General features: G+C 61.2%; 12 protein-coding genes. 5 read left to right on the top strand and 7 right to left on the bottom strand.

Annotation, left to right across the window (positions count from 1 at the left end; genetic code table 11):
• Nucleotides 1-378 (top strand): response regulator, encoded by a 378-nt coding sequence (locus tag ACLD1X_RS14695; protein WP_429368752.1) that lies wholly within the window; start codon nt 1-3, stop codon nt 376-378.
• A 61-nt stretch (nt 379-439) separates the two neighbouring features.
• Here the strand turns inward: ACLD1X_RS14695 and ACLD1X_RS14690 are convergent, their stop codons facing one another.
• A complete protein-coding gene (locus ACLD1X_RS14690) occupies nt 440-1,495 on the bottom strand; it encodes a tetratricopeptide repeat protein (protein WP_429368750.1) in 1,056 nt (351 codons plus the stop codon).
• Nucleotides 1,496-1,679: 184 nt separating this feature from the next.
• Here ACLD1X_RS14690 and ACLD1X_RS14685 point away from each other — a divergent pair, with 184 nt between their 5' ends.
• From ACLD1X_RS14685 to ACLD1X_RS14675, 3 genes are read left to right on the top strand one after another with little or no spacing between them, the layout of a single operon-like run.
• Nucleotides 1,680-3,815 carry an FUSC family protein gene (locus ACLD1X_RS14685; RefSeq protein WP_429368748.1) on the top strand — a complete coding sequence of 712 codons (2,136 nt, stop codon included), beginning with the start codon at nt 1,680-1,682 and terminating at the stop codon, nt 3,813-3,815.
• Complete coding sequence (locus ACLD1X_RS14680) at nt 3,805-4,005, top strand: DUF1656 domain-containing protein (protein WP_008001544.1); 201 nt, start codon at nt 3,805-3,807, stop codon at nt 4,003-4,005. Before ACLD1X_RS14685 ends, ACLD1X_RS14680 begins: the two co-directional genes overlap by 11 nt.
• Nucleotides 4,006-4,009: 4 nt before the next feature.
• Nucleotides 4,010-4,957, top strand: a complete 948-nt coding sequence (locus ACLD1X_RS14675) for an HlyD family secretion protein (protein WP_429368745.1) — start codon at nt 4,010-4,012, stop codon at nt 4,955-4,957.
• Nucleotides 4,958-5,173: 216 nt separating this feature from the next.
• Here ACLD1X_RS14675 and ACLD1X_RS14670 read toward each other — a convergent pair whose 3' ends face one another.
• The 6 genes from ACLD1X_RS14670 to ACLD1X_RS14645 all read right to left on the bottom strand — a co-directional run bounded on the left by ACLD1X_RS14670 (nt 5,174) and on the right by ACLD1X_RS14645 (nt 13,382).
• Nucleotides 5,174-6,595 carry an efflux transporter outer membrane subunit gene (locus ACLD1X_RS14670; protein WP_429368743.1) on the bottom strand — a complete coding sequence of 474 codons (1,422 nt, stop codon included), beginning with the start codon at nt 6,593-6,595 and terminating at the stop codon, nt 5,174-5,176.
• Entirely contained in the window at nt 6,595-9,774 is a 3,180-nt protein-coding gene (locus ACLD1X_RS14665) for an efflux RND transporter permease subunit (RefSeq protein ID WP_429368741.1), read from the bottom strand. Before ACLD1X_RS14665 ends, ACLD1X_RS14670 begins: the two co-directional genes overlap by 1 nt.
• A 12-nt stretch (nt 9,775-9,786) precedes the next feature.
• Nucleotides 9,787-11,040, bottom strand: coding sequence for a multidrug efflux RND transporter periplasmic adaptor subunit MexE (gene mexE, locus ACLD1X_RS14660; protein ID WP_429368739.1), 1,254 nt, complete (start codon nt 11,038-11,040; stop codon nt 9,787-9,789).
• Between the two features lie 406 nt (nt 11,041-11,446).
• The gene (locus ACLD1X_RS14655) at nt 11,447-11,905 is read right to left on the bottom strand and encodes a DUF805 domain-containing protein (protein ID WP_429368737.1); all 459 of its coding nucleotides are present in this window, start codon (nt 11,903-11,905) and stop codon (nt 11,447-11,449) included.
• 15 nt (nt 11,906-11,920) lie between these two features.
• Entirely contained in the window at nt 11,921-12,271 is a 351-nt protein-coding gene (locus ACLD1X_RS14650; protein ID WP_429368735.1) for a DUF4190 domain-containing protein, read from the bottom strand.
• 193 nt (nt 12,272-12,464) lie between these two features.
• Nucleotides 12,465-13,382: a LysR family transcriptional regulator gene (locus tag ACLD1X_RS14645; protein WP_429368733.1), complete on the bottom strand. Its 918-nt coding sequence runs from the start codon at nt 13,380-13,382 to the stop codon at nt 12,465-12,467.
• Nucleotides 13,383-13,640: 258 nt separating this feature from the next.
• Between ACLD1X_RS14645 and ACLD1X_RS14640 the strand changes: the two genes are divergently transcribed.
• Nucleotides 13,641-14,663 (top strand): zinc-dependent alcohol dehydrogenase family protein, encoded by a 1,023-nt coding sequence (locus ACLD1X_RS14640; RefSeq protein WP_429368731.1) that lies wholly within the window; start codon nt 13,641-13,643, stop codon nt 14,661-14,663.
• The last annotated feature ends 58 nt before the right edge of the window (nt 14,664-14,721 follow it).

Below are 14,721 nucleotides of genomic sequence, written 5' to 3'. Positions count from 1 at the left end.
ATGAGCGAAGATGCACAAGATGTAGTACTCGTCGTCGAGGACGATCCCTCGATTCTGATGGTGCTGTCCGCTTATCTGTCGGGTGAGGGTTACCGCGTATTGCAGGCCGTAGACGGCGAACAGGCTTTCGAGATCCTGGCGAGCAAACCGCACCTGGACATGATGATCACCGACTTCCGCCTGCCCGGTGGAATCTCCGGCGTGCAGATCGCCGAGCCCGCCGTGAAGCTGCGACCGGAACTCAAGGTGATTTTCATCAGCGGCTATGCCCAGGAAATCCGCGAGACCGACAGCCCGATCACGCGCAAGGCGCCGATCCTGGACAAGCCATTCGATCTGGACAAGTTGCAGGAGCTGATGCAGGACATGCTTTCCTGAGCAGTCAGGCGCCGATCATCCGCATGCCCGGTACGATGGCTCAACGAAAGTCCGGCCGGACTCAAAGCCCCTGTTGCAACGCCGGATCATCGGGGTTCATCTGTTCCAGTTGGGCCAGCAGGATCTGCACGTTTTGCAGCTGCCCGCTTTCCTTCCAGTAATTGATCAGCAGCACCCGGGCCTTGCGGTCGTTCGGATGGCGCTGAACGATTTCCTGCAGCTGTTTCTGTGCCGCTTCCAGCTCCTGCTCACCGTGCAACGTGGTGGCCAGGTCGTAGCGGTAATCGCGGTTGTTCGGCTCGAGCTCAACGGCCTTGGACAGGCCGAGGAGGGCGAACTCGCTTTGGTCGTGATGCAGCAACCAGAGCCCCAGGGCATGTTGCAGGTAGGCCGAATCGGGTTGCGCCTGGAGTTGTCGGGCCAGCAGTTGCCGGGCGGCGTCGGTCTGGCCCTGTTTATCCAGCACTTCGATTTGCAGCACCAGCGCCGGCAGGTTGTCCGGCGCCAGGCGCAGGGTGTTGTCCAGTGCCTGTTGCGCTTGCTGGAGCTCGGCGTTGTGCAGGTGCAGCCGGGCGAGCTGGTATTGGTTTTCGGCGCTTTGCGGCTCGCTCTTGAGCACTTGCTCCCACGCATCGATGGCTTGCTCCAGGGGCCCGAAATACAAACCGAGGTCATCCGGGGACAACCCCAGCAACGCGTTGATGGCAGCCAGGCGCACGCTTTGTTCGCTGTCATCGAGCAAAGGCCCGAGCAATAAACTGCGCTGGCCGTTCGGTACCAGGCCGCTGATGCTCCTGATCGCGGCGATCCGCACCTCTGGCGACTCGTTCTGCAAGTCGGCATCCGCCAGTTTCAGGGCCACCGAGCTTGGATAATTGGGCAGCTCGGCATGCAACCAGACACGGCGCTTGGGGGACAGGTCCGGCCGGCCCAACTGCTGATAGAGCACCCGCGCGGCACCGGGTTGACCGGCCCGGGCAGCCGCCAGCGCTTCGCTGTAGCCATGCTGGATGGCTTCGGGAACCACCGGGGTGGTATCGCGCAGGGAAAACCACGCAAGGCCGATGACAAGCAGGGCGAAGAGGCTGATAAACAGATAGCGGCGGGACTTGGGCATGCAGGAATCCGGAAGCTGGCGAGTTTTTGCAAAAGCGCCAGCTTCGGTCAGGCCGGGCCTTGAGTCAAACCCTGACGACATTCACTGACCATTCATTGGGCCTGCAAGCGCTGTCGCCAGCAAAACCTGTCGAGGCCCCGCCGCAGTGACTACGCTTGCTGGAGGTGTCTCGACGAGTGTTCCCATGCAAGCGTTGTTGCAGTACTTCAAGGCCATACTCAACCCCGGCCCCGGGGTGTTGCTGTTTGCCCTGCGAACCATCGCGGCCGGTCTGTTGACCCTGTACCTGGCGTTTTTGTTCGATCTGGAGCAGCCCAAGTGGTCGATCATGGCTGTGGTCATCATCAGCCAGCCACTGGGCGGCATGGTACTGGCGCGCAGTTTTGGCCAAGTCATCGGGACCACCATGGGGGCGGTCGTCGCGGTGGCAATCATGGCGATTTTTCCCCAGGCGCCGTTGCCGTTCATCACCACCCTGGCCCTGTGGCTGGCGCTGTGCACTGCCGGTGGCACGTTGTTGCGCTACACCAGTTCCGGGGCATTCGTGCTCAGTGGCTACACCGCCGTGGTCATCGCCTTGCTGGCGATTCCCGATCAGGACGGTACCTTTTTGCTGGCGGTGACCCGCCTCACCGAAACCTTGCTGGCGGTTGCCTGCGTGTGCGTGGTCAGCCTGCTTACCGCCAGGCCGGAAACCGTGGCCCGGGATTACTTCGCCAGGATCGATCAGATCACCCGGTTGCTGGCCACCCATGCCAGTGCCGTCATCCGCACCGAAGAGAGCGAAGCCGACTTTCAGCAGCGGCAAATGCAGCTGCTGGGCCAGATCAGCGGCCTGGAGGGCGTGCGCCGGCACATGTATTACGATGCCCCGCGCCTGCGCAGTGCCAACGGCCTGGTGCAACTGTTGGGCAACCAGTTGGTGTTGTTGACCGCACGGCTGACCGCCCTGCGCCACCAGCGGCTACTGTTGACCGAGCGCTGGGAGGGCGAGTTGCCTGAAGAAATTCAACGGCTGCGCGCCGAAGAACTGGCCTTTCTCGATGAGCTGGCGCGTGAGGGGCGATCGCTGTCCAGTGAGCAGCGCTATCACTTCACGTCGCTGCAACAACGCTTTGATGAGCTGGCCTACAGGGCTGAGCAGTTGACTGAGCCGCTGCCGGCCACCTTGCGCTCGCTGGCCTGGTCGCTGCGCTGGGAGCAGGCGCGCCTGCTGCAGCAGCTTGAGCAGATTCTCGAGTTGAGCGATGCGATCCAGAGCGGGCGCCCCGCCAGCAGCATGTTTCGCGGGCGCGAAAACCCGCTGCACCTGGATTGGACCCTGGCGACCATGAACGCCATCCGGGCCTTTTCCGCGCTGCTGATCGCCGGCCTGATCTGGATCGAAACCGGCTGGGACGGTGCGCGAGCCGGCATGGTGCTGCTGGGTATCCTGTGCTCGCTGATGTCGACGTTTCCCCGGCCGCTGCTCGCGGTTCAAAGCTATGCGCGGGGATTCGGCCTGGCGCTGGTGGCCTCGGCGCTCCTGCAGTTCATGTTTGTGCCGATGATCAGCAATTTCGAGATGCTTGCCTTGCTGCTGGTGCCGTTGCTTTACGCCGTTGCGGTGGGGCTGGCCAGCCCACCCACCACCGGTACCGGCATTGGCCTGGGGCTCACGACTTTCCTGTTGCTCGGCCCGTTGAACGTGGGGATCGGTCAAAACACCGCGACCCAGTGGTTCGAATTTGCCGGGGCTTATACCTGCGCGACCGTGCTCGCGTTGAGTGTGTATGCGCTGGTCTTTCCGTTCATGCCGGACTTGCGCATGCGCCGGCTGCATAAAGAGAACTGCGAGCAGGTATACGCCTTGCTGAAAACTTCGGCGACCGATGAACAGCAGTTTGCTTTCGAGAGTCGAATGGTTGATCGCCTGACGATGATGCTGGGGTTGCTGCCGGCGACCCGGGAGCCACAATCGCGTGAACGGTTTCAAGTCAGCCTGGGCTGCATGGCACTGGGTATTGCCTTGAATCAGCTGCGGCAACAGGGGCAGAACAACGCACTGTTGAGTGCGGATCTGCAAAGTCGGCTGTTTTCGACCGTCCGGGACACGGGAAGGCTGGTGGCCGGCCGGCCCGGGGTCGAAGTGGCGCAGGTGCTCGATAGCCTGCGCACCCTGGGCGACGAACTGGATGCCCTGCATACCGATGTTCATGAGCGCTTGTGGTCGGTGTTCCGCATGCGCGTCGCGCTGCTGATCGTGGTGTCGTTCGTCGAGCGTTATCGCAGCTACTTTCAACCCGTTGGCCTTGAAGGAGACCCTGTCCTTGCCCATTGATCTGGAAGTGGGTGGCGCCTATCTGCCCCCGATTGCTCAGGCGCTGCTGCTGGGCTTGCCGATTTTCCTGTTGCTCGACTGGACGTTGCGGCGCCTCGGTGTGCTGCAGTTCGTCTGGCATGAGGCGTTGTTCGAAGGCGCGTTGTACGTCTGCGTCTGCGCCACATTGATACTGGTGATGGGAGCGTGAAGCCTTGAAGAACATCCTTTCCCGACTCTCGACAGTGGCGGTGGTGTTGCTGGCGCTGATCCTCGGCTGGTTCGCCTGGGAGCATTACACTCGCGCGCCCTGGACCCGGGATGCCCGGGTGCGTGCCGATGTGGTGACCTTGTCCGCTGACGTTTCCGGGCGAATCGTCAGCCTCGCCGTGCAAGACAACCAGCATGTGAACAAAGGCCAGGCGCTGCTGGAGATCGATCCGGCGCGTTACACACTGGCGGTGGAGCATGCCAAACGTGCCGTTGAGGTGTCGAAAGCCTCGCTCGGCCAGGCCCAGGCGAACATTACCGCCAGCGAAGCCTTGCTCAAGCAACGTCAGAGCGAGGAGCAACGACGGCGCACGCTCAAGGATCGTTCGGCAATTTCCGGCGAAGAGTGGGAAAAGGCCAGCACCGATGTATCGGTCGCCCAGGCTGACTTGCTGCGCAACCAGGCCAACCTGGTACTGGCCCAGGCCAACGTGCAGCTGGCCATCGCCGCGTTGACCCAGTCCGAGCTCGACTTGCAGCGTACCCATGTGGTCTCGCCGGTGACCGGCTACGTCACCAATCTGCTGACCCGGGAAGGCGACTACGCTTCGGCCGGCGGCCCGTTGCTGGCGCTGGTGGACAGCGATTCGTTCTACGTCAGTGGTTACTTTGAGGAAACCAAGCTGCCGCGGATCGGGGAGGGTGACCGGGTGAAGATCGAGTTGATGAGCGGCGAAACCTTCGGCGGCAAAGTGCAGAGCATTGCCTTCGCCATCGCCGACCGGGAAAACCTGCCGGGCGGTCGCCTGCTGGCCAACATCAACCCCAGCTACACCTGGGTCAAACTGGCGCAGCGGGTGCCGGTGCGGATCGAGATCGATGCCGACTATGCCGGCAAGGACAAATTGCGCGCCGGGACCACCGCGACGGTGACCGTCCAGGAACACCCCTGATCCCTTGTAGGAGCGAGCATGCTCGCGATGGTCGTTAACGATGTCGCGTGTTAACTGACTATACGCGGCGCTCTTGAGTCCATCGCGAGCATGCTCGCTCCTACAAGGGGGATGCGTTGCCTGAAAAAAGGCAAAAAAAAGCCCTGCGACCGAATGAGACGCAGGGCAAGGAAATTGGTTGGTTGCGGCCAACCAAAGGAGCTCGTTGAAAAAGGTTTACCGGCTTGCGACCGTCTCCGGCTGCCAGCCGCCTCCGAGGGCCTTGTAGATCGCGACGATGCCGCGATACAGGTCCACTTCGGCCAGGGCCTGGGTGTCTTCGGCCGCCAGGCGTTCACGCTGGGCATCGAGCAGCACGAGGAAATCGGCGGTGCCTTCGCGGTAGCGGATTTCAGCCAGGTCGGCAGCCGAGCGGCTGGACTCGCTCTGACGAATCAGCGAGATCAGGCGCTGTTGGCGTTTGCCGTAGTCGCTGAAGGCGTTTTCCGATTCTTCCAGGGCCAGCAACACGTGCTGCTCGTAGGTCGCCAGGGCGCCCTCGGCATCGGCGTCGGCGCCATGTATGCGGGCTTTTACGCTACCCAGGTCAAACGCCGCCCAGGTAATGCTCGGGCCCAGCGCCCAGGCGTTGGCCGCCGAAGAGCCGATCTGCGAACCACGACCGGCGGTCCAGCCAAGGAAGCCGCTGAGGCTGACGCGCGGAAACAGGTCCGCCTTGGCCACGCCGATACGCGCGGTGGCCGAAGCCAGTTGGCGTTCGGCACTGAGGATGTCCGGACGGCGTTGCAGCAGTTCGCCCGGATCACCGATCGGCAAGGCCTTGGCAATCGCCGGCAGGTCCTTGGGGCTCAAGTCCACGGTCAGCTTGTCCGGACGTTCACCCAGCAGGGTGGCGATACGGTTTTTCTGCCGCACCTGTTCGGCCTGCAGTTGCGGCACGCTGGCTTCAACCGACGCCAGTCGCGCATCGGCACGCTCCACATCGAGCTGGTCGCCGACGCCGGCATCGCGCAGGCTGACCGTGATCTTGCGTGACTCGCGCTGGTTTTCCAGGTTGGCCAGGGCGATTTTCTCCCGCAGCTGCGCGCCGCGCAGTTGACCGTAGGAATCCACCAGTTCGGCAATCATGGTGACTTGCAGCTGGTACAGGTCGGCCTCGAATGCCTGTTGCTCGGCGTTGGCCGATTCCAGGTTGCGCTGGATGCGACCGAACAGATCAATCTCCCACGCCATGTCCAGGCCCAGGTCATAACGTTCGCTGTTGACCCGCTGGGTGGTCTGGCCCGGGATCTGGCCTTTGCCCAGGTCGCTGCTGGCGCGGCTGGTGATGGTCGGCATGGCGTCATTGCTGACGTCATCGCGGATCGCCCGCGCGGCTTTCCAGCGGGCGAAGGCGACGCGCAGATCGCGGTTGCCTTGCAGTGATTGCGTCACCAGCTGGTTGAGGGTCGGGTCTTCGAACTGTTGCCACCAGATGCCTTCGAAATGCGAACGGTCAAAGTTCTTCTGGCCGGCGGCGCCATCGGTGGCGGCCGTGATGTTGGCCGCCTCGGTGGTTGGAGTCTTGTAGTCGGGGCCCACGGCACAGGCACTCAAGGCCAGTGCCAGCAGGCTCGGCAGGAACGCTTTCAAACTCATCAGTGCGACTCCAGCTTCAGGTTGGCCTTGGCAGCTTTGCGTGTCTGGCCGCGCTCGACAAAGTTACGAATCAATACGTAGAACACTGGCGTCAGCAACAGGCCGAAGAAGGTCACCCCGAGCATCCCGGAGAACACCGCCACACCCATGGCATGACGCATTTCGGCACCGGCACCGCTGGAGAACACCAAAGGCACGACACCCATGATGAACGCGAAGGAGGTCATCAGGATCGGCCGCAGACGCAGGCGGCACGCTTCCAGGACCGCTGCCAGCGGGTTGAGGCCTTCGAGCTGTTTATCCTTGGCGAACTCGACGATCAGGATCGCGTTCTTGCACGCCAGGCCCACCAGTACGATCAGGCCGATCTGGGTGAAGATGTTGTTGTCACCGCCCGAGGCAATCACACCGGTGATGGCCGACAGCAGGGTCATCGGTACGATCAGGATCACCGCCAGTGGCAGGCTCCAGCTTTCGTATTGAGCCGCCAGTACCAGGAACGCCAGCAGCACGCAGAGCGGGAACACGAACAGCGCGGTGTTGCCGGACAGGATCTGCTGGTAGGTCAGGTCGGTCCACTCGTAGGTCATGCCGTTGGGCAGTTCGTCCTTGAGCAGTTTCTCGATGGCTTTTTCGGCCTGGCCGGAGCTGTAGCCAGGGGCCGCGGCACCGTTGATTTCAGCGGTGATGAAGCCGTTGTAATGCATCACGCGATCCGGACCCGAGGTGTCGCTGACCTTGATGAAGGTCGCCAGCGGGATCATCTCGCCCTTGTTGTTACGCACTTTCAGCTGGCCGATCTGGTCGGATTCGAGGCGGAACTGCTGTTCGGCCTGGACGTTGACCTGATAGGTGCGACCGAAGCGGTTGAAGTCGTTGGCATACAGCGAGCCCAGGTAGATCTGCAGGGTGTCGAAGATGTCGCTGACGGCAACGCCGTGGGTCTTGGCTTTTTCCCGGTCGATAGCCGCATCGACCTGGGGCACGTTCACCGTGTAGCTGGTGAACAGGCCGGCCAGTTCCGGAACGCTGTGGCTCTTGGCAATGATGTTCATGGTTTCCTTGTACAGCTCTTCGTAGCCCAGGTTGCCCCGGTCTTCGATCTGCAGGCGGAAACCGCCGATGGTGCCCAGGCCTTGTACCGGTGGTGGCGGGAAGATCGCCATGTAGGCTTCCTGGATGTTCGCGTACTGGCCGTTCAAGGCACCGGCAATGGCCCCTGCGGACATGCTCGGGTCTTTGCGTTCGTCGAACGGCTTGAGGGTCACGAACACGATGCCGGCGTTCGGGCTGTTGGTGAACCCGTTGATCGACAGGCCAGGGAAGGCCACCGCACTTTCCACGCCAGGCTGTTTCAGCGCCAGCTCGGACATGCGCTTGATCACGTCTTCGGTACGGTCCAGGCTCGAGGCATCCGGCAATTGCGCGAAGGCCACCAGGTATTGCTTGTCCTGGCCGGGTACGAAACCGGTCGGGGTGCTGGAAAAACCGAAGAAGGTCAGGACCATCAGGCCGGCGTACAGCAGCAGGGCGATGCCGCTCGAGCGGATCACTCGGGCAACGGTGCCGACATAACCCTGGCTGGCCTTTTCAAAGAAACGGTTGAACGGACGGAACAGCCAGCCACCAAAAATCTTGTCCAGTACCTTGGAGAAGCGGTCTTTCGGTGCGTCGTGGCCCTTGAGCAATACCGCGGCCAGCGCCGGCGACAGGGTCAAGGAGTTGAAGGCCGAGATCACCGTGGAAATCGCAATGGTCAGGGCGAACTGCTTGTAGAACTGGCCGGTCAGGCCGGAGATGAACGCCGCCGGAACAAACACTGCACACAGCACCAGCGCCGTGGCAATGATGGGACCGGTCACTTCACGCATGGCCCGTTTGGTGGCTTCCACCGGGGTCAGTCCGAGCTCGATGTTGCGCTCGACGTTCTCCACCACCACGATGGCGTCGTCCACCACGATACCGATCGCCAAGACCAGGCCGAACAGCGACAAGGCGTTGAGCGAGAATCCAAACAGGTGCATCACGGCAAAGGTACCGATCAGCGAGACCGGCACAGCCACCAACGGAATGATCGAGGCGCGCCAGGTTTGCAGGAACAGGATCACCACCAGCACCACGAGGATCAGCGCTTCGAAGAGGGTGTGGACCACTGCCTCGATGGAGCCGCGCACGAAGATCGTCGGGTCATAGACGATGCTGAAGTCCATGCCTTCGGGGAAGCTCTTCTTCAGTTCGGCCATTTTGGCCCGCACTTCATTGGAGATTTCGATGGCGTTGGAGCCAGGACGCTGGAAGATCGGGATCGCCACCGCCGGCTGATTGTTCAGCAGCGAACGCAGGGCGTACTGGCTGGAGCCCAGTTCGACGCGTGCGATGTCCTTGAGGCGAGTGATTTCACCGTTTTCGCCGGAGCGAATGATGATGTTCTCGAACTCTTCCTCGCTGACCAGACGGCCCTGGGTGTTGACCGACAGCTGGAAGCTTTGGGCATTCGGGGCAGGGGGAGCACCCAATGCACCGGCAGCCACCTGGCGGTTCTGTTCACGAATGGCCGTTACAACGTCAGTGGCGGTCAGGTTGCGCGAAGCGGTTTTGTTCGGGTCGAGCCAGACTCGCAGCGAGTAGTCGCCCATGCCGAACAGTTGCACGTCACCGACACCGCCCAGGCGCGCCAGCTCATCCTTGATGTTGAGGATCGCGTAGTTGGACAGGTACAGCATGTCGTAGCGTTTGTCCGGCGAGGTCAAGTGCACCACCATCGTCAGGTCGGGCGACGCCTTGTCCACGGTGATACCGATGCGCGTCACTTCCTCGGGAAGTTTCGGCTCGGTGCGGGTCACGCGGTTCTGCACCTGCACCTGCGCATTGTCCAGGTCAGTACCCAGGGCAAAGGTGATGGTCAGGGTGATCTTGCCGTCAGCGGTGGATTGCGAGGACATGTACAGCATGTTCTCGACGCCGGTGATGGCTTGCTCCAGCGGAGCGGCCACGGTTTCACCGATGACTTTGGGGTTGGCACCCGGGAAGTTGGCGCGTACCACCACGGTGGGCGGCACGACTTCCGGGTATTCGCTGATCGGCAACTGGAACAGCGAGATCGCACCGGCGATCAGGATCAGCAGCGACAGCACCGCTGCGAAGATCGGTCGCGAAATGAAGAATTGGGAAAAATTCATCTTGGAAATCCCTTAACCGCGTGGGGTCGTGGCAGCCAGTTTCACAGCCGTACCCGGTGCAACCCTGACAGGCGCGACTTGGGGCAGGTTGCTGGCTTCCAGCGCTTGGCGTTGTTGTGCGAGTGCCGCCAGGGTTTGCTCGCTGGCCATCGGAATCACTTCAGGGGTGACCGGTGAGCCAGGACGTACCCGTTGCAGACCCTTGACGATAATGGTGTCGTCCTTGTTCAGGCCGTTGCGCACGATGCGCAGGCCTTCGATCTTCGGACCCAGTTCCACCGCACGGTAGGCAGTCTTGTTGTCGCCATCCATCACGATCACGAACTTCTTGCCCAGGTCGGTGCCGACTGCTTCATCGTTGATCAGCATGGCGCTGTAGGTGCCGCTGCCCACCAGTTTCAGGCGTGCATAAAGGCCCGGGGTGTAGCTGCCATCGCTGTTGTCGAACACCGCGCGACCACGGATGGTGCCGGTTTTCGGGTTGACCTGGTTGTCGACGAAGTTCATCACGCCCTGGTGCGGGTTGCCGTCCTCGTTGGACAGGCCCATGTAGACCGGGGTGGTGGCGCCGCGCTTGCCCTGGCGTGCGAGCTCCGTGTACTTGAGGAACACACGTTCGTCCGCGTCGAAGTAGGCGTACACCTTGTCGGTGGAAACCACGCTGGTCAGCGCAGTGGTGTCAGCGGTCACCAGGTTGCCGGCGGTGATTTCCGCGCGGCTGACGCGGCCGCTGATCGGTGCCGTGACGCGGGTGAAGCTCAGGTTCAATTTAGCCAGGTCAAGCTGCGCTTGCAGGGCGCCGACGGCGGCGCGGGCTTCCTGGGCGGCGCTGGTGCGCGAATCGGCCAGCTCGGCGGAAATGGCGTTGCTGGTGCGCAGGCGCTCACCACGCTGGGCTTCGTTTTCGCTGCGGGTGGCATTGGCACGCGATTGAGCAACCAGTGCTTCGAGGCGGCGGACCTCAGCCTGGAACGGACGCGGGTCGATCTGGAACAGCAGGTCGCCTTTCTTGACCAGGGCACCTTCAGTGAAGGCCACTTCATCGATCTGGCCGGAGACCCGAGGACGAATCTGCACGGTTTCCGGCGCTTCGAGACGACCGGTGAACTCGTCCCATTCGTTGACCGGTTGCTCCAGCACCTTGGCCACGCTGACCTTGGCTGCGGGCATGCTGGCAGCAGTTTCCGGGGCCTTGCCGCAAGCGCTGAGCACCACTACGGCCAATAAAGCCAACGGGAAGCGCAAATGTTTGAGTGACTGTTCCATGGATGCATCCGCCAATGTGTTGAGATTGGCGAATGATGCGCGGCGGGTTTGTATCTCACGAATCGAATGGGGCAAAGGTAACTATCATTCGGAATGATATGAGACCCAAGCCAGCCCTCTAGACTGCGCCTTGCGTCAGGGGGCAATCAACCCGGTTGATGGAAATTGTGTGTTTCCATATTTGCAACGGTCCGGCTTGAGACCGAGTGGCGGCCTTCGCGAGCAGGCTCGCTCCCACAGGGCGCACACAAGTCAACTGTGGGAGCGAGCCTGCTCGCGAAGAAGCCATCGGATCCTCCGCTCGATGACCCAGGGCCGGAGCCGCAGCCTGCGAAACCTGAACCGGCGGCTCAAACAAAGAGACGGCCATTTTGGCCGTCTCCGTGATCATCCAGCAGGACTGAACTCAGGCAATGCCTTTAGGGTTCGGGCCAAAGCGGTTGTCACCGCGCTGACTGTCCTGGACCAGGAAGATGATGTTCACGATCGGCAGCCAGATCCACCAGCCACTGCGGTCAGTGTCATGCATCCGGCGAATGGCCACGGAAATGTTCGGGACAAGCATCGCCAGGCTGTACAGGTTCGACGCGTAGCCTTTCATGCCGAGCAGACCTTCGACAAAGCCGATGGCAAGTGCAATCAGGAAGCTGATGAGAATGAACATCCAGTATTCCCTGCGGCTCGCACGGCCCGTGAATACGGCATATTTCTTCAGCGCTTCAATGTATGGATTGCCCGTCGCCGGGGCTGGCGAACCCGAGGTGGCGTATGACTGCTGAACCCCTTGAGGTGCACCGCATTGTGGGCATGCCACCGCAGTGTTGTGAATTTCCTTGGCGCAACCGCGACAGAAAACCATGCTCATATTTTTTCCCTAAAATTAATTGATCGACAGCCCAGCGAACACCAGCGCCGCAATACCCGACAAGACAACGCCGGCAATCGCAAGGTTATTTCCGTTTCTTCGTTGGTTGATACTGATGATGCCGCAAATGAGACCGGCGATTGACAGGGTGCCCAGTCCGAAAAGGGTGTCTCTATCCCATTCGGAATCATCGAACAGGCATAACACGCAGATGATTCCGAAGATCAACGACAGGATGGCGAGCCACGGCGAACCGGCATCTGTTGCTTCCAGTGACGCAACCTGTTGCCGTGCTCCGCATTGGGGGCACACAGGTGCTGTTTCATGGATTTCCTTGGCGCAAGCACGACAAAAGACCATTGCCATCGTTTTCCCTAACATAGTTGCGATATGCCATCACTATTATCGGCCAAGCGGCCGTAACTTTATAGGTGTTTCGACATATTTCGATCATTTATGGCGTAGTCGCATCTGTCGCTTCATCGCCGGCAGTTGCCCGTGACGCGTACAAGCGTCGCACAGGCAGGGCCTGGTCCTTGTATTACCAGACAGTGATGCACTATTGAAGGCTGTCAGGATCCCCGAAGAACATCTGAATCCGCGAACGCAGCCAGCGCTCCCCCGGATCATTGTCCTGCGATCCGCGCCAGGCCATGTGCAGTTCGAAGCTGCGCACCGGCAACGGCGGATCTTCCGCACGCACGCCACCCGCGGCAGTCAGCGCATCAGCCGTGTAATCCGGCACCGTAGCCACAATGTCGGTGCCGGAGAGCAGGGTGCTCAGCCCGTTGAATTGCGGTACCGCGAGCACTACATGACGTTTGCGCCCGAGCTTTTCCAGTTCTTCATCGATGAAGCCGCTGAGGTCGCCAGCAAACGACACCAGTGCATGGGGGCGAGCGCAGTAGTCATCCAGGCTCAACGCCCCCGGCACAGTGTCGGCGCGCAACAGCTTCGGTTTGCTGCGGCGCAGGACCTTGCGCTTGGCGTTGGCCGGCAGGTCGGTGGTGTAGCTGACGCCGATGGAGATCTCTCCGGATGCCAGCAACCCCGGCATCAGGATGTAGTTGACCCGGCGCACCACCAGCACGATCCCCGGCGATTCTGCACGCAGGCGCTTGAGCAGCATGGGCAGCAAGGCGAACTCGACATCGTCCGACAGGCCGATGCGGAACACCGCGGTACTTGTGGCAGGATCGAACTCGGCGGCACGGCTGACGGCCGTGGAAATCGAGTCCAGAGCCGGCGACAGCAGGGCGAAGATCTCGATCGCCCGGGCGGACGGCTCCATGCTGCGGCCGGTACGCACGAACAAAGGATCATCGAACAACCCGCGCAGGCGCGAGAGCGCCGCACTGATCGCTGGCTGGCCGAGGAACAGTTTTTCCGCAGCACGGGTCACGCTGCGTTCGTGCATCAATGTTTCGAAAACGATCAACAGGTTCAGGTCGACACGACGCAGGTCATTACGATTCATCTGGAGTCCTGGCAGAGTCAGCAAACTTGACGTGAGCGGCCATATGAGAACAATGGCCAGCGGGAATATTACGGGGAAAGGCTGGTACTCTGCACCGGGTAATTCCGATTTCCTGCCAAGGAGGCCAGTTTCCTGCGGTATTTGACGATGCTGTGGAATCAATGACAGGCATGTCGACTATTAATAGCCACTGATAGTGTTGGGTTGAAAGCCCAGCTAGAGTTCAAGGCATTAGAGGTTCATTTGGCGAGGTTTGCGATGTCCCGCACGATCCGTTTTCACAAGTTTGGTCCAGCCGAGGTGCTCAAATGCGAAGAGCATGCGGCGGCTCTGCCTGCACCGGGCGAAGTGCAGGTGCGCGTCGAAGCGATCGGCATCAGTTGGTATGACACTCTGTGGCGCCAGAACCTGGCCTCGTCCCATGCCCGACTGCCTTCAGGCCTTGGTCAGGAAATGGCTGGCATCGTTACCGCAGTCGGTGATGGGGTGGATGACCTGGCCGTTGGTGACAAGGTCGCCAGTTTTCCGGCCCAGAGCCCGAACGATTATCCGGTCTACGGCGAACTGATTGTACTGCCGCGTTCGTCGGTGACCCGCTACCCGGATGTGCTCAGCCCGATCGAAGCCAGCGTGCACTACACGCCGTTGCTGGTTGCCTATTTCGGCTATACCGACCTGGCACGGGTCAAACCCGGGCAGTTTGCCCTGGTGACCGATGCCAGCCATTGCGCCGGACCCTCGTTCGTACAACTGGGCAAGGCCTTGGGTGTTCGAGTGATCGCTGCGACCAAGAGCGCGCAGGAGCGTGAATACCTGCTGTCGCTGGGTGCCGAGAAAGTCATCGTCACCGAGGAAGAAGATCTGCTGATGCGGATCAACAAAATCACCGATAACCGCGGCGTGGATGTGGTGTTCGATGGTTTGGGCGGCCCGCAGATGTCGTTGCTTGGCGATGTGCTGGCGCCACGCGGCAGCCTGGTGCTGTACGGCCTGCAAGGTGGCAACCAGACGCCTTTCCCGGCTTGCGCAGCGTTCCAGAAGAACATTCAGTTCTTCGTACACTGCATCGGCAACTTCACGGGCAAGCCGGAACTGGGCATCACCCAGGACCAGGTCGCACTGCAACGTGCCTTGCGCGACATCAATCAGCTGACCGCCGACCGCGTTCTGCTGCCGCTCAAGACTCGGGTCTTCCCGTTTGCCGAGTTTGTCGAAGCACACCGCTACATGGACGAATGCCCATGTCGCGAAAGGGTTGCGCTGCAGGTCGAGCCTGCGTAGCGCCCTGCAGAAAGTCCACCCAAGAGTCCGTGCCCAACACGGACTCTTTCGTTTGTAC

Source organism: Pseudomonas sp. 18173 (assembly GCF_050432945.1).
Taxonomy (GTDB): domain Bacteria; phylum Pseudomonadota; class Gammaproteobacteria; order Pseudomonadales; family Pseudomonadaceae; genus Aquipseudomonas.
The sequence above is the reverse complement of the archived record's forward strand: the minus strand, read 5'-3'. Positions and strand labels throughout refer to the sequence as shown.